This is a genomic window from Streptomyces sp. S07_1.15 (assembly GCF_020739505.1).
GTDB classification, from domain to species: Bacteria; Actinomycetota; Actinomycetes; order Streptomycetales; family Streptomycetaceae; genus Streptomyces; species Streptomyces xinghaiensis.
Genome location: NZ_JAJBZK010000001.1, coordinates 2,292,474 through 2,317,545, shown reverse-complemented (window position 1 = coordinate 2,317,545; position 25,072 = coordinate 2,292,474). Strand labels below are relative to the sequence as shown.

Genomic DNA, 25,072 nt, shown 5'->3' with positions numbered 1-25,072 from the left:
TGCGCCCGGACGAGAGGGAGCGACGATGAGCACGGCCGGGAGGACGGACCCGCGGCCGCCGGCGCACGCCGCCGACAGCCACGACGTGATCCGGGTCCACGGCGCCCGCGAGAACAACCTCAAGGACGTCGGCATCGAGATCCCCAAGCGCCGGCTGACGGTGTTCACCGGTGTCTCCGGCTCGGGCAAGAGTTCGCTGGTGTTCGGCACGATCGCCGCGGAGTCGCAGCGGCTGATCAACGAGACCTACAGCGCGTTCGTGCAGGGCTTCATGCCGAACCTGGCGCGCCCCGAGGTCGACGTGCTCGACGGGCTGACGACGGCGATCATCGTCGACCAGCAGCGCCTGGGGGCGGACCCCCGCTCCACGGTCGGCACCGTCACGGACGCCGGCGCGATGCTCCGCATCCTCTTCAGCCGGCTGGGGGAGCCGCACATCGGCCCGCCCGGCGCGTATGCCTTCAACGTTCCCTCGGTCCGGGCGAGCGGGGCGATCACCGTGGAGCGGGGCAACAAGAAGGCGGTGAAGGCGACCTTCACCCGCACCGGCGGCATGTGCCCGCGCTGCGAGGGCCGGGGCACGGTCACCGATATCGACCTGACCCAGCTCTACGACGACTCCAAGTCGATCTCCGAGGGCGCGTTCACCATCCCGGGCTGGAAGTCGGACAGCTGGTGGACGGTGCGCCTCTACGCCGAGTCGGGCTTCCTCGACCCGGACAAGCCGATCCGCGACTACACCGAGAAGGAGATGCGCGACTTCCTCCACCACGAGCCGGTCAAGGTGAAGGTCGAGGGCGGCAGCCTCACGTACGAGGGGCTGCTCCCGAAGATCCGGAAGTCGTTCCTGTCCAAGGACCGGGAGGCGATGCAGCCGCACATCAGGGCGTTCGTGGACCGGGCGGTCACCTTCACCGCCTGCCCCGAGTGCGGCGGCACCCGGCTCAGCGAGGCGGCCCGGTCCTCGCGGATCGGCGGGGTGAGCATCGCCGACGCGTGCGCGATGCAGATCAGCGATTTGGCCGGGTGGGTCCGCGGCCTCCGCGAGCGGTCGGTGGCGCCGCTGCTCACCGCGCTGGGGCGGACGCTCGACTCGTTCACGGAGATCGGCCTCGGCTATCTCTCGCTCGACCGGTCGTCGGGCACGCTGTCGGGCGGCGAGGCGCAGCGCGTCAAGATGGTCCGCCATCTCGGGTCCTCGCTGACCGACGTCACCTACGTCTTCGACGAGCCCACCATCGGCATGCACCCCCACGACATCCAGCGGATGAACGACCTGCTGCTGCGGCTGCGGGACAAGGGCAACACGGTGCTCGTCGTGGAGCACAAGCCGGAGACGATCGCGATCGCCGACCATGTCGTCGACCTCGGCCCCGGCGCCGGCGCGGCGGGCGGCACGGTCTGCTACGAGGGCGGCGTCGAGGGGCTGCGGGCCGGCGGCACGCTGACCGGGCGGCATCTGGACGACCGGGCCTCCCTGAAGCCGTCGGTGCGGACCCCGGCGGGAGCGCTGGAGGTGCGCGGCGCCGACGCGAACAACCTGCGGAACGTGGACGTCGACATCCCGCTCGGTGTGCTCTGCGTCGTCACCGGCGTCGCCGGGTCGGGCAAGAGTTCGCTCGTGCACGGGTCCCTGGTGGCCGGCCCGGCGGGCGCCGCTCACGGCGTGGTCTCGGTGGACCAGACGCCGATCCGCGGTTCGCGGCGGAGCAACCCGGCGACGTACACGGGGCTGCTCGACCCGGTCCGCAAGGCGTTCGCCAAGGCCAACGGTGTGAAACCGGCGCTGTTCAGCCCCAACTCCGAGGGGGCCTGCCCGAACTGCAACGGTGCCGGCGTCATCTACACCGACCTGGCGATGATGGCGGGCGTCGCCACCGTCTGCGAGGAGTGCGAGGGGAAGCGGTTCCAGGCCCCGGTGCTGGAGTACCGCCTCGGCGGCCGCGACATCAGCGAGGTGCTCGCCATGTCGGTGGCCGAGGCCGGGGAGTTCTTCGCCTCGGGGGACGCGCGCACGCCGGCGGCGCAGCGCGTCCTCGGCCGGCTGGGCGACGTGGGGCTCGGTTACCTCACCCTCGGCCAGCCGCTCACGACGCTCTCCGGCGGCGAGCGGCAGCGGCTCAAACTGGCGAGCCAGATGGGCGAGAAGGGCGGCGTCTACGTCCTCGACGAGCCCACCACCGGCCTGCATCTCGCCGATGTCGAGCACCTGCTCGGCCTGCTCGACCGGCTCGTCGACTCCGGCAAGTCGGTCGTCGTCATCGAGCACCACCAGGCGGTCATGGCGCACGCGGACTGGATCATCGACCTCGGCCCGGGCGCCGGCCACGACGGCGGGCGCGTCGTCTTCGAGGGCACGCCCGCCGACCTCGTCGCCGCCCGCTCCACCCTCACCGGCGAGCACCTCGCGGCCTACGTCGGCGCCTGACCGGGGGAGCGCGGCCCGGCGGGAACCTCGCGGACGGGCACAGGGCCGTCCGCCGGGCTCTCGCCGGGCCGCTCCCGCGCGACGGGCAAGGGGTGTTCGCTGGGAGCGAACGTGGGCGGGGGAACACCCGGGGCGGCAGAGACATTGAGTCTTTACAGCTCAACTTGCCTGCCGAAGGGGAGATCATGGCTTCGACGTCTACGTCACTCACCCTGCCGGTGCTGCCTCTCGACGACGAGGTGGTTCTGCCCGGCATGGTGGTGCCGCTGGACCTGTCCGACGCGGAGGTCCGGGCCGCGGTGGAAGCCGCGCAGGCCGCCGCGGGAAGCGGCGGGGGGAACGGGGGAAACGGGGAGAGCGGCGGCAAGCCGCAGGTGCTGCTGGTGCCGCGGATCGACGGCACCTACGCCGCCGTCGGCACGCTCGGCACCGTCGAACAGGTCGGCCGGCTCTCCGGCGGTGACCCCGGCGCGCTCATCCGCGGTGTGAGCCGGGTGCGGATCGGCGCCGGCACCACCGGCCCGGGGGCCGCGCTCTGGGTCGAGGGCCGCCCGGCCGACGAACCCGGGCCCGACCCGGTGCCCGGTGCCGTCACCGAGCTGATGAAGGAGTACAAGGCCCTCGCCGCCAGCTGGCTCCGCAAGCGCGGCGCCTGGCAGGTCGTGGACCGCGTCCAGCAGATCGACGACGCCGGCCAGCTCGCCGACAACTCCGGCTACTCGCCGTTCCTCACCGCCGAGCAGCGCGTCGAACTGCTGGAGACCACCGACCCGGTGGCCCGGCTCAAGCTCGCCGTGAAGTGGCTGAGCGAACATCTGGCCGAGCAGGATGTCGCCGAGTCCATCGCCAAGGACGTCCAGGAGGGCGTCGACAAGCAGCAGCGCGAGTTCCTCCTCCGCCGCCAGCTGGAGGCCGTCCGCAAGGAGCTCCGCGAGCTCAACGGCGAGCCGGAGGACGAGTCCGGCGACTACCGCGCCCGGGTCGAGGCCGCCGACCTGCCGGAGAAGGTGCGCGAGGCGGCGCTCAAGGAGGTCGACAAGCTCGAACGCGCCTCCGACCAGAGCCCGGAGGGAAGCTGGATCCGGACCTGGCTCGACACCGTCCTGGAGATGCCCTGGAACGAGCACACCGAGGACGCCTACGACATCCCGGGCGCCAAGGCCGTCCTCGACGCCGACCACGCCGGGCTGGCGGACGTCAAGGAGCGCATCACCGAGTACCTCGCGGTGCGCAAGCGCCGTGCCGAGCGCGGCCTCGGGGTGGTCGGCGGGCGCCGCGGCGGCGCCGTCCTGGCGCTGGTCGGCCCTCCCGGCGTCGGAAAGACGTCGCTGGGCGAGTCCGTCGCCCGCGCGATGGGGCGGAAGTTCGTCCGGGTGGCGCTCGGCGGCGTCCGCGACGAGGCGGAGATCCGCGGCCACCGGCGCACCTACGTCGGCGCGCTGCCCGGACGCATCGTGCGGGCGGTGAAGGAAGCCGGCTCCATGAACCCCGTCGTCCTCCTCGACGAGATCGACAAGGTCGGCTCCGACTTCCGCGGCGACCCGGCCGCGGCCCTGCTGGAAGTGCTCGACCCGGCGCAGAACCACACCTTCCGCGACCACTACCTGGAGGTCGAACTCGACCTCTCCGACGTGGTCTTCCTCGCCACCGCCAACGTTCTGGAGGCCATCCCCGAGGCGCTGCTCGACCGGATGGAACTCGTCCGGCTCGACGGCTACACCGAGGACGAGAAGGTCACCATCGCCCGCGACCACCTGCTCGCCCGGCAGCTCGAACGAGCCGGCCTGGCCGAGGGCGAGGTCGTCCTGGAGGAGGGCGCGCTGCGCAGGCTGGCCGGCGAGTACACCCGCGAGGCCGGGGTGCGGAATCTGGAGCGCGCCGTCGCCCGGCTGCTCCGCAAGGCCGCCGCGCAACACGAACTCGGCGAGCTGGAACTCCCCGTCACCCTCGGCCCGGACGACCTGCGCCGGTACCTCGGCCGGCCGCACCACGTCCCCGAGTCCGCGCAGGACCCGGAAGAGCGGCGCACCGCCGTGCCCGGGGTGGCGACCGGACTGGCCGTCACGGGCGCGGGCGGCGACGTCCTCTACGTCGAGGCCTCGCTCGCCGACCGGGAGACCGGGGCCACTGGGCTCCAGATCACCGGCCAGCTCGGCGACGTGATGAAGGAGTCCGCGCAGATCGCGCTCTCCTTCCTGCGCAGCCGGGGTGCCGGACTGGAGCTGCCCGTGGGCGACTTCAACGACCGCGGCGTGCACCTGCACGTCCCGGCCGGCGCCGTGCCGAAGGACGGGCCCAGCGCCGGTGTCACCATGACGACGGCACTCGCCTCCCTGCTGTCCGGCCGCCGGGTGCGCCCCGACGTGGCGATGACCGGCGAGGTGTCGCTCACGGGACGGGTGCTGCCGGTCGGCGGCGTCAAGCAGAAGCTGCTCGCCGCGCACCGGGCGGGGATCACCACGGTCGTCATCCCCAAGCGGAACGAGGCCGATCTGGACGACGTCCCCGCCGAGGTGCTGCAGAAGCTGGAGGTGCACCCGGTCTCCGACGTCCGGCAGGTGCTGCGGCTGGCCCTGGAGCCGGCGGGCACGGAGCGGGCCGGGGACGGGCCGGCGGGAAGCGAGCCGGAACTGCCGCTGGCCGTCTGACCGGCGGGTGGGGTGACGGGTGGCGGGCCGGCGGTCCGCGTGCTCCGGGAGGGGCGGGCGTCCGCTCCCGGCTCCGCCCGTCACCGTCCGCCCCCGTGCCGTACGCGCCGCACGCGCTGTCGTGCGTGCGGCACGGGGGCGGACGCGCGTCCGGGGGCGCTCGGGCACGGAAAGGGGCGCGCGGTCTCGCGGCGGCACCACCGTGCGCGAGCCGCGACGGAGGGGTGGGGCGCGCGGTGGGTACGGATCCGGCCGTGCGGGAAAGGCCCCCCGCGGTTTCGCCGGTCTTCGCGGGAAGAAGGCCCGGGACGCGGGCCGGTTGCTGTCCCCGGGCCGATCCTGCGAAATACTGGTGGGGCACCGCGGACGCCACGCGACCGCCGAAAGCGAATTCCGCCCCGGAAACGACGGGACCGGAAAGCCGGGAGGACCCAGACCATGCGCCGGACCGAAGCCGGAGACGTCCCCCGGACCGGAAGGGCCGGAGAACCCCCGGAGCCGGACACCACCCCCGACGAGCCCGGGGACAGCGCTTTTCTGGCCCTGGAAAGGGAGTTGTCCGTCTTCCTGCGCCGGGCCCGCGCCTCCTCCGGCGAGGTGGCCCGCGAGGTCCACCCCGATCTGGAGCCCGCCGCGTACGGGCTGCTGGTGCGGCTGGCGGAGGCGGGGGAGCAGCGGGCCACCGCCCTCGCCGCGTACTTCGGGGTCGGCAAGGCCACCATGAGCCGCCAGCTCCGCGCCCTGGAGGAGCTCGGCATCGTCTCCCGCCGGCCGGACCCGGCCGACGGACGCGCCTCGCTGGTGACCCTGACCGAGGAGGGCGCCGGCCGCTTCTCCGCGGTGCGCCGCGCCCGGCGCGAGCGCTACGCCCGCAAGCTGCGGAGCTGGGACCGGGCGGAGATCGCCGAACTCGCCCGCCTGCTGCACCGGTTGAACGGGCTGGGCGGCGCGGAGGACTGAACCGGCGGCCGGGCGGCCGGGGTCCGGGGCAGCCGGGCCCGGCCCGGACCCGGGGCTGGTTCCGGGGCCGGGCCCGGAGGGGCGCGGCTCCGGCGGGCCGGACATTCTTCCGCGTCCGCCGTCTCCTCAAACATCCGGGCAGGGCAGGCCGGTTGAGGGCAGCGGCCGAGGGCCCGCCTCCGGGGAGACTCCTCCGGACCGCCCGCGCCCGCGCACCCCGGCGCACGCGCCGGCGCCCGCGTCCCGCCCTAGAACTCCGCGTAGACCGCCGTCGCGTCGTCGTGCCGCTTGCCGCGCGGGAAGGCGCTGCCCCCCGGGTCCGCCGCCTCCGCCGTCCGTACCCGCCGCACCAGGCCGCCCGTCCCCTCCGCGCGGAGCAGCGCGGGGCAGTCGGCCCAGGTGCCCTCGCGGAAGACCTCGACCCAGCGCCCCGCGCCGTCCGTCAGGGCCGTCAGCGAGCGCACGTCCGCGCGCGGTACGGCGCCGGTCACGGCCCGGGAGGCGACCGACGGGTCGGCGGCGGCCGTGTAGAAACCGCCCTCCGCGTTGCGCAGGGCCTCCACCGCGCGGACGTACTCGGCGGCCCGCGCGGCGCGTTCGGCGGAGCCGGGCGGCAGGGCCCGTACGGCGGCGCGCAGCTCCGGCACATGGGGCGGCAGCCGGGACAGCCGGTCGTCCCGCTCCGCCGTGACCCGGCCGTCCCGCCGCTCGACGAGCAGGACGGAGTCGGAGAGCACGAGATGCTCCACGTCCCGCTCGTCCCAGCGGGCGGCCACGACCGTCGCCTGCGGGGTTTTAACGTGAGAAAGGTCACAGACTGTTCGGTGGGCGTCGGCGGTGCGTTCGATTGCCTCCGCGAGGCACGTCCGCAAGGTCATATCCCGCCGCGAAACGGACAGTTCGAGCAGTGCCCCGCCGAGCCGCGCGGTGAACCACGGCACTCCGTGTACGCATCCGCCGCCGTCCTCGGGAGGTGTGACGCCGTCCAGCAGGACCAGGGAACCGCCCGCACCGGACGCCGGCAGGGCCACCGATCCGTAGTCCTCGTTGGGGATGCGGGGATCACCCGGCTCCGTGGTGAGGTCGATGCGCATGCGGTCAGTCTGCCGGACCGTGCCTCCGGCCCCCGCGGCCGCCGTGACCTGCGGTGACAGCCGGCGCGGCGGGCGGGAAACGGCCGAGGTGCCGGAATTCCCCCGTATTCACCGGCCGGTGGAATGTGCGGGCGCGCATCTTGCCAGCACCGGCTGGCGATTTCCAACCGGCGCCCCCCGCGGCGGCGCCGGAGGCCCGCGCCGGGGTTGTTCGCCAACTCCGGATTGATGTTCACTCGTTCGGGTGGCCAGGCGGGTGATGGGCGGCCCCATTCACACCGGCGGTGGAATCGTCGAATTCCGTTGCCGGTACGGGGAGAACGCCCGTCGGCGCTCCGCGCTCCAGGGGCACGAGGAATGCGAGCGGTCGCCGGCGCCTCGGCCCTGCGGAGACGAGACAAGATTGCGAGCACCGGTGCGAAGAATGCGGCCTCGGGGCAAGGAACGTGAGTCGGCACAGACCGCGGGGTCGGCGTCCGCACCGCCCGGGAAGCGCACCACCAAGGTCCGCAACCGGCTCGTGGTCTCGGTGGCCGTGGTCGCCGCGGCCGTCGCCGGTGCCGGCGCCCCCGCCGTCATCGCCGCCTCCTCCGACCTCAACGACTCCCAGCGCCTGGTCACGCTCTCCGAGCTGAACGCGCAGGCCGTCGTGCTGGCCCACTCGCTGGCCGACGAGCGCGACACCATGACGCGCTTCGTCGCCGCGGGCCGCGCCGCCGGTTCCGGCAGCGCCACCGGGATCTCGGAGAAGCGGCGCGCGAGCGTCGACCGCCGGATGGAGGAGATCCGGGAGAACGCCCCGGGCGCCCTGGACCGCCGGCTCGCGGAACTCCCCGACATCCGGCAGTCGGCGCTCACCGGCTCCGGCCCGGCCTCCGAGACCTTCGCCCGCTACACCCAGCTGGTGCAGGCGCTGCACGGCGTCTCCGCCGACCTCGCCCGGCGCATCCCGCCGCGCGCCGCCGACGGCCCCGCCGACGCGCTCTCCGGGCTGGGCCGGGCCGTCGAGCAGGCCGCCGCCACCCGCACCCTGCTGCTCGGCGCCCTGGCCGCGGGCGGCGAGGGCGAGCTGACCGCCACCGCGCAGCGCACCCGCGTCCAGGAGTTGGCGGCGGTCGCGGACTTCCGGCAGACGGCCCCGGCCGCCGCCAAGGACAGTTACGACGGCACCGTCAACGGCGACGAGGCGGGCCGGGCCGAGCGCTACCTCAAGGTCCTCACCGACCAGCCGCAGCTCTCCCCGGCCGAACTGGCCCTGAACCAGAAGCGCGTGGACGCCGCCCTGTCCGGCCGGATCGACCTGATGCGCGCCGCCGAGTCGGCTCTCACCACCGAGGAGTCCGCCCGGCTCGCCGCCCTCCGCGACGACGACGTGCGCTCCCTGGAGCTGGCCGTCGGGCTGCTCGCCCTCTGCGTGCTGGTCGCCGTCGGCTCCGGCATGTCCGCGGCCCGCTCCATGACCCGGCCGCTGGCCGTGCTGCGGCTCGGCGCCCGGCGCGTCGCCGCCGACCCGGTCGGCGAGGAGCCGGTCAAGTTCACCGGCCGCAACGACGAGTACGCCGAGGCCGTGGGCGCCGTCAACGAGCTCCGTGCCAAGGCGGAGGGCTTCCACCGGGAGCTGGAGAAGCTCCGCGCCGAGCGCGGTGGCCTGATCCGCGAGCGGCAGAAGCTCGCCGACAAGCGCGACGAGCTGGCCCGGCAGAAGAGCGATCTCGCCGAGCGGCTGACCGGCCTCCAGGACCGCGTGCACAGCAGCTTCGTCAATCTGTCGCTGCGCACCCTGGGTCTCGTCGAACGCCAGCTCGGCCTGATCGAGGGGCTGGAGGAGCGGGCGAACGAGCCCGAGCACCTCGACGCCCTCTACAAGCTCGACCACCTCGCCACCCGGATGCGGCGGCACAGCGAGAACCTGCTGGTCCTCTCCGGCGCCGAGCACACCACCACGCACAGCGCCTCCGTGCCCCTGCTCGACGTGCTGCGCGCCTCGGTCAGCGAGATCGAGCGCTATGAGCGGGTCCGCATCCAGTCGCTCCCCCCGCACGCCCGGGTCGCCGGGTTCGCCGCCGACGCGCTCAGCCACCTCGTCGCCGAACTCCTGGAGAACGCCGCGGCGTTCTCCCCGCCGGAGGACGACGTCGAGCTCTCCGGCTGGCAGCTGGAGAACGGCGAGGTGATGCTCTCCGTCGAGGACCGGGGCATCGGCATGACCGAGGAGCGGCTGGCCGAGGTCAACGCCCGGCTCGCCGACCCCGACGGCGAGGCCGCCGGCGCCGACGAGGACGCCCTCGGCCTCGGCCTGTACGTGGTCGCGCGGCTCGCGGCGCGCCACGGCATCCGCGTCGAACTGCGCGACCAGGCGCAGGGCGGGGTGACGGCCGTCGTCGTGCTGCCGACCTCCCTCCTGCCGACCCGGCCCGAGCCGTCCCACGTCCAGTCCGGTGGGACCAGGGCCACCGGCGTCTCGCTGCCCGGCTCGGTGGCCGAGGCCAACTCGAACGCCCTGCCGCCCCGCCGCGGCGGTTCCCTGCCCCGGCGCGGGGACGCGGCGGAGCCCGGGGCCGGAGCGGCCGCCGTGGACACCGGGACGGCCGGTGGCGCGGTGGACGGAACGGCGGGTGCCGCCGGCGCTGCCGCCGGACCGGGCACGCACCCCGGCGCCGCGGAACCCGCCGGGAGCTCCCGGGCGGACGTCCCCGTTGCCGCCGCCGAGTCCGCCGAGTCCGCCGAGTCCGCCGAGTCCGCGGGGCCGGCCGAGCCCGCCGGGTCGGCCCCGGCCGCTCCCACCGGGACCCCCGCTGCGTCAAGCCCCGCGCCGGGTGAGCCCGTTGGGGCCCCGGACTCCGGCGCGACACCGCTCGCGGGCCTCGCCTCCGACGGAGCCGGAGCCCCGGACCCCGCCCCCGCTCCGGACCCCGCCCCCGCTCCCGTCCCGGCCGCCACCGGCACCGGAGAGGCGGACCGCGCCCAGGCCGGTGAGCCGGCCGCGGACCGTGCCCCCGCGGAGGAGTCCGGCCCCGAGCCCGCCCCCGGTTCCGTACCGGCGGGCGCGGACGCCCCCGGCGCCGGAACCCCGGACGACCTCGGCGCGCACGCCGGACTGGCCCGGAGCGCGGAGCACGACCCCCTGGTCGCGGCCGCCGAGGAGGCCCTGCGGGCGGCGGAGGCGGAAGCCGGAAGCCCCGGGGGCAGCCTCGCGGGGACCTCCGACGGCTCCCTCACGGCACCCCACGGGACGGCTGCGGACACCCCCGGCGGGACGGCCGCGCCGGGCACCGCACCGGCCGCCCCGGAGCCCACCGCCACGCCCGCCACCGGCGCCGGTGACTCCCCGGCCGCCGACGACGACCCGTACGGCATCCGGCGCACCGGGTCCGGCGAGGAGCAGCACGCGCGGGCCTCGGACGACGCCGAGTTCGCCGGCATCGACGAGCCGACCCAGTCCTTCCGGCTGCCCCCGCCGCTGCCCCGTCCGGGCACCGGACCGGCCGAGGCCCCGCACACCCCGGACGGCGCGCACACCCCGGACGGCACGCACACCACCGGGACCGGAACCGGCCCGACCGGGCAGGACACGGACGCCCCGGGCGCCGCCGCCCCCGGCGCCACCGCCCCCGCCGCCCCCGGAAGCCCGGCGGCGGACCCGGCCCCCGGCACCGGGAGCCCGGCCGCCCCGGCCAAGCGGCTGACGGACAAGGGCCTCCCCAAGCGGACGCCCAAGACCGTGGCGGCGCAGACCGGCCCGGTGCGGGCGCGGGCGAGAGGCGTGGACGCGGAGGCCCTGCGCCGCAAGCTCGGCGGCTTCCAGCAGGGGGCACAGCACGGTCGGCGCGACGCCGACGCGGAGATCGCCGAGAAGACCGGTGAGCACCGCACGGGGGCCCCGGACGACGGTGGCACAGTCGAGGAGGCACGCGGTTGAACGCGTACACGAAGGCGGGCTCGGAGCCGCACGGTTCGCAGGGCCTCAGCAGTGAGGCCCGCAATCTGCACTGGCTGCTGACGAACCTGGTCGAGGAGGTGCCCGGCGTCCACTCGGTGGCCGTGGTCTCCTCCGACGGCCTGCTGCTCCTCAGCTCCGACCCGGGCATGGGCGTGCTGCCGGGAGACGCCGCCGGGAACGGGAACGGGGGCGGGGGCGGCACGACCGCCGCGGCCGACGACGGCAGCGGCCCCAAGGGCTCCAGCGCCGACCTCGCCACCATCGTCTCCGGCGTCGGGGCGCTGACCCACGGCGCCTCCAAGCTCATGGACGCCGGTCCGGTGAAGCAGACGATGATCGCGATGGACGAGGGCAGCGTCTTCGTCATGTCAATCAGCGATGGCTCGCTGCTCGGGGCGCACGCGACCCCCGACTGCGACATGAGCGTGGTGGCGTACCACATGGCCCTCTTCGTCGGCCGGGCCGGACACGTCCTCACCCCCGAACTCCGCAACGAACTGCGCCAGTCCCTGGAGAGCCGCACGTGACAGCCCCCCGCCTCCCGGTCCGCACCGCGGACCGCGGCCAGCAACGCAAACCCGCCCGGGTACGCCCGTACTCGCTGACCGGCGGCCGGACCCGCTTCGGGCACGTCCTGCTCGTGGAGACCTTCGTCGCCGCCATCGAGGCTCCGGAGGACCGCCCGGAGCTGACGGCCGGCAACTGGGCCGACCGCGTGATGCCCGAGATGCGGGCCATCGTCGAGCTCTGCCGGAAGATGCGCTCCGTCGCGGAGATCTCCGCACTGCTCCGCATCCCGCTCGGCGTGGTGCGTGTACTGCTCAGCGACTTGGCCGACCAGGGAAAGATCCGCGTGTACGCGAACGGCGCCGGCACCGAGACCGGCCGCCCCGACCGCGCACTGCTCGAAAGGGTCCTGAGTGGACTTCGCAGGCTCTGACACCATGACCCCCGCGGGACCGACGACCGCGGCGCCGCCCGTCGCGGACGAGAACGTCCAGAGCTGGCAGACCGACCGCAGCCGCGCCCCCCTCTCCACCAAGATCGTGGTGGCGGGCGGTTTCGGCGTCGGCAAGACCACCTTCGTCGGCTCGGTCTCCGAGATCACCCCCCTCACCACCGAGGCGGTGATGACGCAGGCCAGCGAGGACGTCGACGACATCGCGGCGACCCCGGACAAGACCACGACGACCGTCGCCATGGACTTCGGCCGGATCACCCTCGACGCCGGGCTGGTCCTCTACCTCTTCGGCACCCCCGGCCAGAAGCGTTTCTGGTTCATGTGGGACGACCTGGTGCGCGGCGCGATCGGCGCGGTCGTCATGGCCGACACCCGGCGGCTGGAGGACTGCTTCCCGGCGCTCGACTACTTCGAGAGCTGCGGGCTGCCGCACGTCGTGGCCGTCAACCACTTCGAGGGCACCGAGTCCTACGCGGTGGAGGATGTGCGCGAGGCGCTGTCCGTGCCGGACCACGTCCCGGTCGAGATCATGGACGCGCGCGAGCGGACGACCGTGATCCGGTCCCTGCTCGCCCTCGTGGCCCACGCCCTTGACGTGACACCCGAGTGACATAGCCTCACCTCCGAGCCCGGAACGGGCAGTTGTGCTGCTCAGAGCCCCGGTGTCCGCGGATCCCGCAGTGCTCCGGCACCCGGGGGACGCGGTACCCCGGGCCTCCGGCGCCCCGCTCCGAGCGCCCCGGCGGGTGTCCCGGCGCCCCTGCCGTTCCGCGGTTCCGCCCGTGTTCCTCACCGTGTGAAAGAGAGCCCACCGCCATGCGGAAGATCCTCGTCGTCGGAGCCGGCCAGTCCGGTCTCCAACTCGCCCTCGGCCTGCAGCAGCACGGCTACGAGGTCACCCTGATGTCGAACCGCACGGCGGACGAGATCCGCTCCGGCCGGGTCATGTCCACCCAGTGCATGTTCCACACCGCCCTGCAGCACGAGCGGGACCTCGGGATCAACTTCTGGGAGAGCCAGGCCCCGCGCATCGAGGGACTCGGCGTCTCCGTCGCCGGCCCCGACGGCAGCCGCCCCATCGACTGGGTGGGCAAGCTGGAGGGCTACGCCCAGTCCGTCGACCAGCGGGTGAAGATGGCCGGCTGGATGGAGACCTTCGCGCAGCGCGGCGGGCAGCTCGTCATCCACGGCGCCGCCGTCTCCGACCTCGACTACTTCTCCCGCTCCTACGACCTGGTGCTCGTCTCGACCGGCAAGGGCGAACTCGTCTCCATGTTCGGCCGGGACGCCTCCCGCTCCCCGTACGACAAGCCGCAGCGCGCCCTGGCCGTGGCCTACGTGCACGGGCTCGGCCCGCGCCCCGAGCACCCGGACTACGACGCCGTCCGCTGCAACCTCGTGCCGGGCGTCGGCGAGATGTTCGTCATGCCGACCTACACCCTCTCCGGCCGGGCCGACATCCTCTTCTGGGAGGGCATCCCCGGCGGCCCGCTGGACGTCTTCGACTCCATCAAGGACCCGGGCGAGCACCTGGACACCACCCTGGACCTGATGAAGCGGTTCCTGCCCTGGGAGTACGACCGCGCGGGCAAGGTGGAGCTGACCGACGCGGGCGGCACCCTCGCCGGCCGCTACGCCCCGACCGTGCGCAACCCCGTCGGCCGGCTGCCCTCGGGCGGGCTGGTGCTGGGCGTCGCGGACGTCGTCGTCGCCAACGACCCGCTGACCGGCCAGGGCTCCAACTCGGCGTCCAAGTGCGCCGCCTCGTATCTGGCGAGCATCCTGGAGCGGGGCGACCAGCCGTTCGACGCCGCGTGGATGCAGTCCGCCTTCGACCGCTACTGGGAGACCGCCCGGCACGTCGTCAAGTGGACGAACGCGATGCTGGCGCCGCCGCCGGAGCACGTCCTCAATCTGATCGGCGCGGGCGGGCAGCTCCAGCCGGTCGCCGACCGCTTCGCCAACGCCTTCGACAACCCGGCCGACCTGGAGAACTTCTTCTACGAGCCGGCGAAGACGGAGGGCTACCTCGCCGAGGCGGCGGGCGCGCGCTAGGCCCGTCCCGGGCCCGGGCCGGCCGCCGCCGGTTCGGGCCCGTGCCCGGCCCCGCCGGCCGGCGGTCGGACCGCACGCGACCGGTGGCGGGAGACCGGGTGGCCGGTCCGTGGTCCCCGTCGGTACCCGGCCGGCCGTCGGGGCCGGTGCCGCCGGGCGTGCCGCCGGTTCAGGCGCCGGGGCTCCGCCGGGTCCAGGGCCAGTTCGGGCCCGTGGTGCGCCGGCCCTCCGGGTCGTAGACGTACTTCCAGCCCAGCGGCAGCCCGAGCCGCTTGCTGTGGCCGCGGATCTCGCGCCGGTAGACGTGGACCACGGGCGCGCCGCCGTCCGGTTCCGGCACCGGGACCTCGTAGACCTTCGGCGGCTTTCCGGTCGCCCCCGTCAGCACCGGCAGGACCCGGCCGTCCAGCGGCCCGCCCACGAAGGGGGTCTCCTCGCTCCTCACGAGGCGTCCTCCCCCGCGCCGCGGCCGCCCTCCGGCGGAGACCCGTTGGCCTCGGCGGGCCAGGAAGCGTTGGGAGCCCCGGGAGCCCCGGCGTCCCCGGATTCCCCGGCACCCGCGGCGTCCAGCAGATGCCCCGCTTCCGCCGCCAGCGGCAGCAGCCGCCGGACGAGAGCGCCCACGGGCCCGTCCGCCCGCTCCGCCGCCAGCGCCTCCCTGAGCACGCCCGCCGTCTGCGCGTCGTGTGCCGCGGTGGCGGTGAGGAGGGCGAGGAAGTGGTCGAGGAGCCAGTCGCGCAGTTCGGCGGCGGGCGGCCGCTTCTCCTCGTCCAGCCAGATCAGTGAGGCGGCCTCGACCGCCGCGATCCAGGTGCGGACGGCGGTGCGCAGCCGCAGCCCGGGCCGGGAGACGCCGAGATGGACGAGGATCTGCTCGGCGGCGGCCCGCCGCACCTCGTCCACGATGGCCGAGGTGCGCGAGGTCTCGGCGACGCTGCCGCCCTGGAGCAGCGCGCTGAAGCCGGCGTCGTACTCGTCGACGAACGAAAGGTAGCGGTCGAGGGCGCGCCCCAGCCGCCGGGTCATCGGACCGGTCTGGGGTTCGGCGAAGCACCGCTCCATGCGGTCGGCGGCGCTGCGCAGCGCCGCCTCGTACAACTGCGGCTTGCCGCCCGGGAAGTAGCGGTAGACCAGCGGGCGCGACACCTCGGCGGCGTGGGCCACGTCGTCCAGCGAGACCTCTTCCGGCGCCCGGTCGGCGAAGAGCGCGAGCGCCGCGTCCAGCAGCTGGCGGCGCCGCTGCTCGACGGTGAGCCGCCGGTACGCGGCGCCGGGGCCGGACCGGCGGCCGGACGTTGCTCTCGGGGCGGTGCCGCTGCCGTTCATGCCCGCAGGGTAACCGGCCCGGCGGGGCGGCGGCTCGGGGCGGGCCCCGTCCGGGCCTCGTCCGGGCCTCGTCCGGGCCCCGTCCGGTCCCGTGCCGGACCTGCCCGTTGTCCGTGCGGCCCCGCCCCTCCGCCCCTCCGCCGGGCCGGGGCGACCGGGGCGGACGGGGCGGACGGGGGCGGACAGGGCGACCGTCTCAGGCCAGCAGCCCCGAGCTCTTCCACATCCGGCGTCCCGCCCCGCGCAGCACGCCGATGTCGTCCAGGAAGTCCGTCAGCTTCTTGGCCCCGGTCTGCATGACCTCGCGCCGGTGTCCGCTGGCCGCGACCTGGGCGACCGCCTCCCGCTTGTCGAGGCCCACGTTCGTGTAGACCTCGGGGTTGATGAAGGCCTTGGAGAAGACGCGGGCGAACTCGCCCGAGGTCAGCCGGGTGAACTCACGGCTCCAGCGCGGCGCGCTCACCATCTGGTGGCGCAGCTCCTCCCGGGCGTACCGCACATGCCGGGCCTCCTCCACCACATGGATGCGCGTGACGCCGCGCACCAGCGGCTGGATGCGCTCGTCCGGGAAGGTCAGCCGCTGCATCCAGTCGAGGATCTCCTCGCCGAGCAGCGTGGCGGTGAAGGACCCCGGCGTGGTGGAGACCGTCTTGAACAGCCGGCCGAGGTTCTGGTGGACCCGCGACACCGGGTACACGGGGGTGTCGTTCCGCTGGATCAGCCGGGCGAACATCTTGGAGTGCCGGCACTCGTCCTCGATCTCGGTGAGCGCGTAGCGCACGTGCGAGCTGGTCGGCGACTTGTCGTAGATGTGCCGGCAGAGCAGCTGCATGAGGATGATCTCGAACCAGATGCCGAGCGAGGCCAGGGCCGAGGACTCGTGCTTGGAGAGCTCGATGCGCTGCTCCTCGGACATGGTCTTCCAGAGCGGGGTGTCGTAGAGGGAGACCAGCTCCGGCGGCCAGAACCAGCGGCCCTCCTCGAAGGGGGCGTCCCAGTCCAGTTCGGCGTCCGGGTCGAAGGAGTGCTTGGCGGAGGAGTCGAGCAGGCGCAGGGCGACTTTCTCCCGGTCCTTGAGCAGGCCGAGAGCATCCCGCCGCGCCGCTGCCCCGGTTGTGATCGTCATGCTGTCGGCCACCTCGCTTGTGGGTTACCCGCGGTACCCCTTTATGAGACTGCGTGTCAGCAAGAACGTCAATCCCCTGGCGAAGACTTGTTGAAGCCCGGTTGACCCCGCCGCGGAGGCCGTGTGAGCCTGCCAACCATCCCGCTCTCCACGGGAGTCCGCGAGGCCGAGGCCGAGGAGGCGTCGATGACGACGCACGATCTCTACGCGAAAGACCCGGGAACCCCCGACTGGCAGGTGCCGGCCTCCGGCGCCGCCCGCTTCAGCTGGGACTACGACGACGGGCGCGACCGGCTGCTCGCCCTGTACCAGAAGGGCAAGGACAAGCAGTGGGACTCGGTCCGCCGCATCGACTGGGACCTGGAGGTGGACCCCTACGACCCGCTCGGCACCCCCGACGAGGCCCTCGCCCTGCACGGCACCCGGCACTGGAGCCGGATGACCGAGCGCGACAAGGGCGAGCTGCGGCGGCACTACAGCTCCTGGCAGTTCAGCCAGTTCCTCCACGGCGAGCAGGGCGCCATGATCTGCGCCGCCCGCATCGTGGAGTCCGTCCCCGACCTGGACGCCAAGTTCTACTCCGCGACCCAGACCATGGACGAGGCCCGGCACGCCGAGATCTACGGCCGCTTCCTCCACGAGAAGATCGGGATGCTCTACCCGATCAACGACAACCTCCAGGCCCTGCTGGGCGACACCCTGCGCGACTCCCGCTGGGACATGCCCTACCTCGGGATGCAGGTCCTGATCGAGGGCCTGGCCCTGGCCGCGTTCGGCATGATCCGCGACACCACCGACAAACCGCTCCCGAAGCAGATCCTCGCCTACGTCATGCAGGACGAGGCCCGGCACGTGGCCTTCGGGCGGATGGCGCTGCGCGACTACTACCGGCAGCTCACCGACGCCGAACTCCGCGAGCGCGAGGAGTTCGTCATCGAGGGCTGCTACCTCATGCGCGACCGGCTGCGCGGCACCGAGGTGCTGGAGAACTTCGGCATCCCGGCGGCGGAGGCGGCGGAGTACACCGAGCAGTCGGAGTTCCTGCACCTCTTCCGGAAGCTGCTGTTCAGCCGGATCGTGCCGTGCGTCAAGGACATCGGCCTGTGGGGCGAACGACTCCAGCGCGCCTACCTCGACCTGGGCGTCTTCGAGCTCGGCGACTCCAACCTCGATCTGCTGATGGCCCAGGACGAGGAGCTGGCCGAGCAACTGGACGCCGAACGCTTCGCGGCCGAGGAGGCCGCCCGCACGGCGGAGGTCACCGAGGCGATCGCCGAGGGCGCGACGGCCGAGAGCTGACGGAGGCGGAGCCGGGGGCCCGGCCCGGGGGCCCGCAGCCCGCAGCCGGCGTCCGGGCGGACCGTCCCGCGCGCCCGCCCGGCGGGAACGGGCACCGGGTGCGCGGTGCGTACGGCTCGGTGCCCACAGCGCGGTGCCCGCCTACAGCGCGGTGCGTACGGTGGCGCGTATGGCGGTGCGGCGGTGCGTGCACACCACATGCCACGGCGCCGCGCGGCTGACAGCATGGACCCATGACAGCGATCCGTCCCGGCAGCCGCGCCGCCGCCCACGACAGCCTCCGCGCCCTGGCCCTCGGCGACGCCTTCGGCGAACGCTGGTTCCCGCTCGCCGCCGAGCGGGGAACCGTCGGCGAGGCCATCAGGGAGCGGCGGACCCCCGAAGCGCCCCTCTGGCACTGGACGGACGACACCGCCATGGCCCTGGCGCTCTTCGCCGTCCTCGACCGCCACGGCGAGGTGCGGCAGGAGTACCTGGCCCGGGAGTTCGGCGAACGCTTCCTCGCCGAGCCCGCCCGCGGCTACGGCAGCGGCATGCACGAACTGCTGCCGCTGCTCGCCCGGCGGCCGGACCGCTGGCGCGAGGACGCGGACGGCCTCTTCGGCGGCCAGGGGAGCCTCGGCAACGGCGCCGCCATGCGCGTCGCACCCCTCGGCGCCTGGTTCGCGGGCGACCCGGAGCGCGCCGCCGCGCAGGCCGTGCTGTCGGCGCAGGTCACCCACGCGCACCCGGAGGGCATCGCGGGCGCGGTGGCCGTCGCCGTCGCGGCCGCCCTCGCCGCCGACCGGACGGAGGAACCCCCGGCCCCCGCCGAGCTGTTGGCCGGGGTGGCGGACCACACCCCCGAGGGCGCGGTACGCGACGGCGTGCTGCTGGCGGCCGGACTGCCCCCGGGCACCGAACCGGCAGCGGCGGCGGCCGCCCTGGGCAGCGGCTACCGCATCCGCGCCGACGACACCGTGCCGTACGCCCTGTGGTGCGCGGCCGGACACCTGGACGACCTCACCGAGGCGCTGTGGACCACCGCGGCGGGCCTGGGCGACATCGACACGACCTGCGCCATCGCGGGCGGCGTCGTCGGCGGCCGGACGGGCATCGCCGACGTCCCGGACGTCTGGCTGGAGCGCGCGGAACCCCTGCCCACACCCTTCGCGGCCTGACCCCCCGCTCCCGGGGGGCCGGGCCGGCATCCGGCGAGGGCCCGGCGCCCGCGGGAACGGGACCGGCCGGACCGACGCCCGCCGGACCGACGCCCGCCGGACCGACGCCCGCCGGACCGGGGCTGGCCGGACTGCCGCCCGCGCGTCAGCCGACGGTGCAGACGTCACCGGCGTTCGCCTCGCGGGCGCGCGCCAGGTCGGCCGCCGTGGCCTCCGCGGTACCCGGCACGGGGCTCGCGGGCCCGGGCGGGAAGGCGCTCCGCAGCCCGAACGCGTAGGGCGTGGGCCCGTGGCGGCGCAGATGCGTCAGCCGCTCCTCGGCCTCGGCGACGGACGGCCGGTGCCCGGCGGGGACCCACCACAGGGCGGTCACCGCCTCCGCCAGCCGCTCGAACCACTCCCGGCGGCGGCGCATCAGGTCGCGGTGGAGGCCGTCGTACATGAAGCGGGTGAGGGAGTCGAGGTCGCGCCACACGGTCAGGTTCACGATCAGCCAGTCGTCCCCGAGGACCGGCACGTCGGTGGCGTTGCCGCTGTCGCTCTGGAGCCGCCAGCGGAAGCCCTCGGAGGCGTCCGCGGTGGCGTTGACGGGGTCGAGCCCGTCAACGAAGTCCTGCAACTGCGGTGAATCGAGCGGGGCGAGAAGCCGGGCGATATTGATCTGGGCGAGCTCGAACGGTGCGGCTGCGTCAGTCATGGCCGCACGGTAGCGCCCACGGCCTGGCCGCGCACCGGGTTACCACCGGCCGCCGCCGGACCGGCCAACACCCAGCTCGAACCAGGTCGCCTTGCCCTCTCCGGGCCCGTGCCGGCACACGCCCCATGCGTCGGCTCCGGCGGAAATGAGCGCCAGGCCCCGGCCGGACTCCTCGTCGGGGTGCGGGGTGCGGCGGACGGGTAGCCCCGGTGCCTCGTCGTGTACGAGCACCCGCAGACGGCCGGGGGAGTGCCCGAGCCACTCGGCGAAGACGGTCACCGGGGACGTGCACCCCTTGCTGCGGCAGGCGTTGACGGAATTCGTCACCACCTCGGAGGTGAAGAGCAGGGCGGCATCGACCAGGTCGTGACGACCGGCGGCTGCCAGCAGCGTTCGCACGGCCTCCCGCGCGGCGCGGACCCACACGGGATCGGGCGGGAAGACGAGGGAACAGTCGGGGGAGCGGGTGGCGAACATGGCGGCCTCCTGGCGGGGTGCCCGATGGGGCGGTGGCGATGCCGGTTCAACTGGTCTGGTTTCCGGTGCACTTCCGCCCGTTGGTGGGCTCTTGGGTGGCCGAAGCTATGGTCACGCATGAGTTAGTTACAACCGTGAACGCCCTATTCCACTCGCATGGGTGGAACCTCCGGTGATCAGTGGACGCTGTTCGCCACAGACGGTCACACTGCGCGGGATCGCCGAGGGAGGACCAGATGGCAGCGAGGACCAGCCCCAGCGAGCGGCAGCGCCGGCTCGGCGCCGAACTCCGCAAGCTGAGGAAGCGCGCCGGGCTGTCCGGCGACGCTGCCGGAGCGCTGCTCGACGCCGACCGCACCCGGATCAGCCACATCGAGGCGGGCCGGATGGACGTCCCGCGCAACGGTCTCTACCGGCTGCTGCGCTCCTACGGCTGTTCGGAAGGGCCATTGTTCGACGGGCTGATGGACATGGCCCACGACCGCGGCAAGGGCTGGTGGAACGAGTATGACCGTGAGATGTGCCGTTCTCTGCTGGACTTGGCAGAAGCTGAGGAACGGGCCGCAGGTATCCGCGTGCACGACCCGGCGCTCGTGCCCGGAATGCTGCAGACCAGGGAATACGCGGAAGCGATCATCGAGACGCTGCCCACCGGAGACGAGACCGTCGAGCGTTCGGTGCAGTTCCGGCTCGACCGTCAAAGGGTGCTGACCAGAGAGAATCCCGTCCCGTACCACGTCATCCTGTCGGAGTCCGCTCTCAGACTCCGCATCGGATCAGCGAGGGTGATGCGCAGACAGTTGCTGCGTGTCATCGAGGTAGCGCGACTTCCTCACGTCACCGTGCAGGTCTTTCCGTTCACGGCAGGCGCTCATTCGGCCTTCGCCGGACCCTTCATCCTCCTCAGTGGCCCGGCGCCCGAGTTGGACACCGTCTATCTCGATCGGCCTGTCGAATCAGCCTTTGACGGGGATAGCGGGCGTATCGCCGAGTACGGCAAGATGTTCGAAAGGCTGAGTGCGCTCGCCCTGCCCTCTGTGGACCCCGAGGCCGCCCCGGAAACGCATGAGGTCCGGGATTCCCTGGGGTTAATCCAGCACCTCATGTACGAGCTGTAGGGAGATTGCATGTCGCACCTCCGCTGGAGCAAGTCGTCGTACAGCTCGTCGAGCAGTAACGAATGCATCGAGGTAGCCGGTACCCCCCGGCGCCTGGTTCACCTTCGGGAGAGCGACGAGCCGGACACCGTGCTGACCGTCCTCCCCGGCATATGGTCGGCCTTCACACGGGCCGTGAAGGCCGGCGAGTACGACCACGCCTGCCGGCGCTGAGGGCGCACCGGAGCCCGGAGCCTCGGTGCCCCACAGGGCCCCCGCGCCTCAGAGCCCCAGTGCCGCCCGCATCACCTGGCGGGCGATCGGGGCCGCGTTGCCGCCGCCGCTGATGTCGGCGCGGTCGGCCGCCGCGTCCTCGACGACCACCGCGACCGCGACACCGGGCTCGTCGGCCCCGTCCTTCTGTGCCCAGGAGATGAACCAGGCATACGGGATGCCCTCGTTGCCCACGCCGTGCTGCGCGGTGCCGGTCTTGCCGCCGACCTCCGCGCCGGGGAGGGCCGCGTTGGTGCCCGTGCCGTTCTCGACCACGTCGCGCATCAGTTCGCGCAGGACCTCCGCCGTGCCGGAGTCCATCGTGCGCTCGTAGGTGCGGGGGCGGGTGACGGCCACGGTGTCGCCCTCGGAATCGCTGATCCTGTCGACCAGGTACGGCTTGCGCAGCCTGCCGTCGTCGGCGACGGCCGAGGCGACCATCGCCATCTGGAGCGGTGTGGCGGCGGTGTTGTACTGGCCGATCGACGACAGGGCGAGCTGGGCGTCGTTCATGTCGGTGTCGAAGACGGACGCGGCGACCCGGGAGGGCACCCGCAGACCGTCGTCGTTGAAGCCGAACTTCTCGGCCGTGTCCACCATGCCGTCGAGCCCGACCTCCACACCGAGTTTGGCGAAGACGGTGTTGCAGGAGACCTCCATGGCGTGGCGCAGGTCGGCGTCCTCGCAGCCCCGCGCCTCGTTGGTCAGATCCGTCCGGGTGCCGGGCAGGGTGTACGGCGCGGGGGTGTCCGTCGGCTCGTCCACATCGGTCACCACGCCCTGCTCCAGGGCGGCCGCCGCCGTCACCACCTTGAAGACGGAGCCGGGCGGATAGGTCTGGCGGAGTGCCCGGTTGAGCATCGGCTGGTTCTCGGCGCCGGTCAGCCGCTGCCAGGCGTCGACGGCGGCGTCCCCGTTCCCGGAGATCTGTTCGGGGTCGTAGCTCGGGCTGCTGACGAGGGCGAGGATCTTGCCGGTGTCCGGTTCCAGGGCGACCACCGCGCCGCGTGCGCCGCCCAGGCCGTCGGCGGCGGCGCGCTGGACAGCCGGGTCGATGGTGGTGTGGACGTCGCCGGCGGGTTCGCGCTCGCGGGTCAGGGCGTGCCAGAGCGGGAAGAGGGAGAGCCGGGGGTCGGCGCCGGAGAGGATGTCGTCCTCGGCGTCCTCCAGGAGCGTGGTGCCGTAGATCTGCGAGGCGTAACCGGTGACCGGCGCGTACAGCGGCCCGTTGACGTATGTGCGTTCGTAGCGCAGCCGCTCGCCGGTGTCGCGGGAGCCGGTGACGGGCTCGCCGTCGACGAGGATGTCGCCGCGCGGGGCGCTGTAACGGGTGATGTTCTTGCGGCGGTTGGCCTGGTTGTCCTCGTACTCCTCGGCGTCGATCACCTGGATGCGGGAGGCGTTGAGCAGCAGGGCCACCAGGAGGAGCAGGAAGAAGGCGGACAGATGGCGGATCTGGCGGATCACGGCCTCGCCTCCCCGGGATCGCCGGGCGAGCCGGGACCGGCCTGGCCCCCGGCTGCGCCGGGGTCCTCCGGGGCGGCCGGTACCGGCGCCGGACGGCGGGCCGTGTCGCTCATCCGGATCAGCAGGGCCACGATGATCCAGTTGGTGACGACGGAGGAGCCGCCCTGCGCGAGGAACGGCATCGCCATCCCGGTGAGCGGGATCAGGCCCATCACCCCGCCCGCGATGACGAAGACCTGGAGCGCGACGATCGAGGCCAGGCCGACGGCCAGCAGCCGCCCGAAGGGGTTGCGCTGGGCGAGGCCCGCCCGCAGCCCCCGTTCCACCAGCAGGGTGTACAGCAGGAAGATCGCGAAGAGCCCGGTCAGCCCCAGTTCCTCGCCCGCGGTGGCCAGGATGAAGTCCGATTTCGCGGCGAAGCCGATGAGGACGGAGTCCCCCTGGCCGAGTCCGGTGCCGAGGACTCCGCCGGAGGCGAAGGCGAAGTAGGTCTGCGCCAGTTGGCTCGCGCCCTCGCCCGCGTCGATGGAGGCGAAGGGATGCAGCCAGTCCTGGACCCGGCTGTGGACGTGGGGTTCCAGGGAGCCGACGGTGACGGCGCCCGCGGCGGCCAGCAGCAGCCCGACGGCGATCCAGCCGGTGCGGCCGGTGGCCACGTACAGCAGCACCACGAAGAGGCCGAAGAAGAGCAGCGAGGTGCCGAGGTCGCGTTCCAGGACGAGGACGCCGACGCTGGCCAGCCAGATGGTGAGGATCGGGCCGAGCACCCGCCCGGTGGGGAACTGGAACTTCCAGATCCGGCGGCCGGTGTACGCCAGGGCGTGCCGGTTGACCGCCAGATAGGAGGCGAAGAAGACGGCGAGCAGGATCTTGGCGAACTCGCCGGGCTGGAACGAGAGACCGGCCACCCGGATCCAGATCTTGGCGCCGTTGATCGCGGGGAAGAAGATCGGGACGATCAGCAGGACCAGCGCGGCGGCGACGCTCAGATAGGCGTAGCGCTGCAGCACCCGGTGGTCGCGGAGGAACAGGACGACGGCGATGAAGAAGCCGACACCGAGCGCGGACCAGATGAGCTGGGTGGGGGCGGCCTCGTCGGCGGGGGTGGCGAGATCGAGCCGGTAGATCATCACCAGGCCCAGGCCGTTGAGCAGGACGGCGATGGGCAGCAGCAGGGGATCGGCGTACGGGGCGCGCAGGCGTACGGCGGCGTGGGCGAGGAGAGCGAGGAGCCCGAGGCCCGCCCCGTAGCCCGCGGCGCCGGCCGGCACGGTGCCGTCGGTGGCCAGGCCGACCTCGATGTAGCCGTAGACGGAGATCAGGACGGCACCGGCGAGCAGGACCAGCTCCGTACCGCGGCGCCGGGGGAGCCGCACCGGGGGCGGGAGCGCTTCGGGGGGGCCGTCCGGGTGCGAGCCCGGACGGTCCGAGGGGGGACCCGCTGTCGATGCGGCCATGACAGAGAACGTAACAAACTCGCCGGTGTTATGTCTGTTATGTCATCAGATGTGCTGAGGGGTGCGGGGGTTGACGCCGTACGCCGTCCTACCCGCCCCTCCGTCCCGGTACACCCGGCCGGGTGCGGCGCACCCCGGCGTGCGCGGCTGCCGTGCGCAGCGCCACGCCCCCCGCGCGCGAGGCGTGCGGGGGGTGCGACGTCATCCGGGCGGCCGGTCCGTCAGGACCGGCGCGCGGTCAGCACCAGCGCGGGGCCGGGCCGATGTTCTTGATGTAGCGGGCCGACGCGAACGCGTAGTGGCCGTTCTTCAGCACGTACCAGCGGTTGTTGCCGTCGATGTTCTGGCCGCGGACCTTGCACTTGATCTTCACGATGGCGCCGTACGGCTTGGAGCCGACGACGTGGCCGCCCTTGTTGGGTGCGGTGCGGAGCAGCAGGCCGGAGTGGGCGATGACCTTGCCCTTGTAGAAGTGGTGGTGGTAGCCACCGCCGGTCGGAGCGGCAGTGGCCGCGGCGGCGGGGCCGGCGGCGGCGAGGGTGGCGATGGCGCCGGTGGCGACGCCGACCGCGATCTTGCGGAACTTGGACTGCAGCATCTGCGATGC

The 25,072-nt window shown here is 73.6% G+C and carries 20 protein-coding genes and 1 pseudogene; 12 read left to right on the top strand and 9 right to left on the bottom strand.

All coding sequences use genetic code 11. From position 1 onward, the window contains the following. Positions 1 to 25: 25 nt before the first annotated feature. The 3 genes from LIX60_RS09730 (at position 26) to LIX60_RS09720 (ending at position 6,036) form a co-directional block, all read left to right on the top strand. Positions 26 to 2,428, top strand: coding sequence for an excinuclease ABC subunit UvrA (locus tag LIX60_RS09730; protein WP_227958083.1), 2,403 nt, complete (start codon positions 26 to 28; stop codon positions 2,426 to 2,428). A 185-nt stretch (positions 2,429 to 2,613) separates the two neighbouring features. Beyond that, positions 2,614 to 5,076: an endopeptidase La gene (gene lon / locus LIX60_RS09725; RefSeq protein ID WP_227958082.1), complete on the top strand. Its 2,463-nt coding sequence runs from the start codon at positions 2,614 to 2,616 to the stop codon at positions 5,074 to 5,076. A 438-nt stretch (positions 5,077 to 5,514) separates the two neighbouring features. Then, positions 5,515 to 6,036, top strand: a complete 522-nt coding sequence (locus LIX60_RS09720; protein ID WP_227958081.1) for a MarR family winged helix-turn-helix transcriptional regulator — start codon at positions 5,515 to 5,517, stop codon at positions 6,034 to 6,036. 248 nt (positions 6,037 to 6,284) lie between these two features. On the opposite strand, the gene LIX60_RS09715 is transcribed toward LIX60_RS09720, so the two are convergent. Next, entirely contained in the window at positions 6,285 to 7,130 is an 846-nt protein-coding gene (locus LIX60_RS09715) for a hypothetical protein (RefSeq protein WP_227958080.1), read from the bottom strand. A 424-nt stretch (positions 7,131 to 7,554) separates the two neighbouring features. Between LIX60_RS09715 and LIX60_RS31440 the strand changes: the two genes are divergently transcribed. The 5 genes from LIX60_RS31440 to LIX60_RS09690 all read left to right on the top strand — a co-directional run bounded on the left by LIX60_RS31440 (position 7,555) and on the right by LIX60_RS09690 (position 14,086). Further along, positions 7,555 to 11,049 (top strand): sensor histidine kinase, encoded by a 3,495-nt coding sequence (locus LIX60_RS31440; RefSeq protein ID WP_265584824.1) that lies wholly within the window; start codon positions 7,555 to 7,557, stop codon positions 11,047 to 11,049. Then, entirely contained in the window at positions 11,046 to 11,597 is a 552-nt protein-coding gene (locus tag LIX60_RS09705; protein WP_227958079.1) for a roadblock/LC7 domain-containing protein, read from the top strand. The genes LIX60_RS31440 and LIX60_RS09705 overlap by 4 nt, the downstream gene beginning before the upstream one ends. After that, on the top strand, positions 11,594 to 12,010 hold the full coding sequence (locus LIX60_RS09700; protein ID WP_019710082.1) for a DUF742 domain-containing protein: 417 nt from the start codon (positions 11,594 to 11,596) through the stop codon (positions 12,008 to 12,010). The genes LIX60_RS09705 and LIX60_RS09700 overlap by 4 nt, the downstream gene beginning before the upstream one ends. A 4-nt stretch (positions 12,011 to 12,014) precedes the next feature. Next, a complete protein-coding gene (locus LIX60_RS09695; protein WP_227958078.1) occupies positions 12,015 to 12,641 on the top strand; it encodes an ATP/GTP-binding protein in 627 nt (208 codons plus the stop codon). 206 nt (positions 12,642 to 12,847) lie between these two features. After that, on the top strand, positions 12,848 to 14,086 hold the full coding sequence (locus LIX60_RS09690) for a styrene monooxygenase/indole monooxygenase family protein (RefSeq protein WP_227958077.1): 1,239 nt from the start codon (positions 12,848 to 12,850) through the stop codon (positions 14,084 to 14,086). A gap of 169 nt (positions 14,087 to 14,255) precedes the next feature. Here the strand turns inward: LIX60_RS09690 and LIX60_RS09685 are convergent, their stop codons facing one another. From LIX60_RS09685 to LIX60_RS09675, 3 genes and pseudogenes are all read right to left on the bottom strand, one after another. Further along, positions 14,256 to 14,531, bottom strand: a complete 276-nt coding sequence (locus LIX60_RS09685; RefSeq protein WP_227958076.1) for a hypothetical protein — start codon at positions 14,529 to 14,531, stop codon at positions 14,256 to 14,258. Between the two features lie 122 nt (positions 14,532 to 14,653). Continuing rightward, positions 14,654 to 15,412, bottom strand: a pseudogene (locus tag LIX60_RS09680) (TetR/AcrR family transcriptional regulator); the annotation flags it as partial. A 196-nt stretch (positions 15,413 to 15,608) separates the two neighbouring features. Next, a complete protein-coding gene (locus LIX60_RS09675) occupies positions 15,609 to 16,538 on the bottom strand; it encodes a diiron oxygenase (RefSeq protein ID WP_043459517.1) in 930 nt (309 codons plus the stop codon). Positions 16,539 to 16,724: 186 nt separating this feature from the next. Between LIX60_RS09675 and LIX60_RS09670 the strand changes: the two genes are divergently transcribed. Beyond that, positions 16,725 to 17,837 (top strand): ferritin-like domain-containing protein, encoded by a 1,113-nt coding sequence (locus LIX60_RS09670; protein ID WP_227962692.1) that lies wholly within the window; start codon positions 16,725 to 16,727, stop codon positions 17,835 to 17,837. A gap of 233 nt (positions 17,838 to 18,070) precedes the next feature. Continuing rightward, positions 18,071 to 18,997 (top strand): ADP-ribosylglycohydrolase family protein, encoded by a 927-nt coding sequence (locus tag LIX60_RS09665; RefSeq protein ID WP_227958074.1) that lies wholly within the window; start codon positions 18,071 to 18,073, stop codon positions 18,995 to 18,997. A 145-nt stretch (positions 18,998 to 19,142) separates the two neighbouring features. Here the strand turns inward: LIX60_RS09665 and LIX60_RS09660 are convergent, their stop codons facing one another. After that, on the bottom strand, positions 19,143 to 19,694 hold the full coding sequence (locus LIX60_RS09660) for a DUF3291 domain-containing protein (protein WP_227958073.1): 552 nt from the start codon (positions 19,692 to 19,694) through the stop codon (positions 19,143 to 19,145). Between the two features lie 39 nt (positions 19,695 to 19,733). Beyond that, positions 19,734 to 20,171 carry an ATP-binding protein gene (locus LIX60_RS09655; protein ID WP_227958072.1) on the bottom strand — a complete coding sequence of 146 codons (438 nt, stop codon included), beginning with the start codon at positions 20,169 to 20,171 and terminating at the stop codon, positions 19,734 to 19,736. Positions 20,172 to 20,407: 236 nt separating this feature from the next. On the opposite strand from LIX60_RS09655, the gene LIX60_RS09650 reads away from it, so the two are divergent. Together LIX60_RS09650 and LIX60_RS09645 are read left to right on the top strand one after the other, a co-directional pair. Beyond that, complete coding sequence (locus LIX60_RS09650; protein ID WP_227958071.1) at positions 20,408 to 21,289, top strand: helix-turn-helix transcriptional regulator; 882 nt, start codon at positions 20,408 to 20,410, stop codon at positions 21,287 to 21,289. Between the two features lie 9 nt (positions 21,290 to 21,298). Then, entirely contained in the window at positions 21,299 to 21,502 is a 204-nt protein-coding gene (locus tag LIX60_RS09645; RefSeq protein WP_227958070.1) for a DUF397 domain-containing protein, read from the top strand. A 48-nt stretch (positions 21,503 to 21,550) separates the two neighbouring features. On the opposite strand, the gene LIX60_RS09640 is transcribed toward LIX60_RS09645, so the two are convergent. The 3 genes from LIX60_RS09640 to LIX60_RS09630 all read right to left on the bottom strand — a co-directional run bounded on the left by LIX60_RS09640 (position 21,551) and on the right by LIX60_RS09630 (position 25,063). After that, positions 21,551 to 23,008 carry a penicillin-binding protein 2 gene (locus LIX60_RS09640; RefSeq protein ID WP_227958069.1) on the bottom strand — a complete coding sequence of 486 codons (1,458 nt, stop codon included), beginning with the start codon at positions 23,006 to 23,008 and terminating at the stop codon, positions 21,551 to 21,553. After that, entirely contained in the window at positions 23,005 to 24,465 is a 1,461-nt protein-coding gene (locus LIX60_RS09635; RefSeq protein WP_227958068.1) for an FtsW/RodA/SpoVE family cell cycle protein, read from the bottom strand. Before LIX60_RS09635 ends, LIX60_RS09640 begins: the two co-directional genes overlap by 4 nt. 238 nt (positions 24,466 to 24,703) lie before the next feature. Continuing rightward, on the bottom strand, positions 24,704 to 25,063 hold the full coding sequence (locus tag LIX60_RS09630; protein WP_227958067.1) for an SH3 domain-containing protein: 360 nt from the start codon (positions 25,061 to 25,063) through the stop codon (positions 24,704 to 24,706). Positions 25,064 to 25,072: the final 9 nt, after the last annotated feature.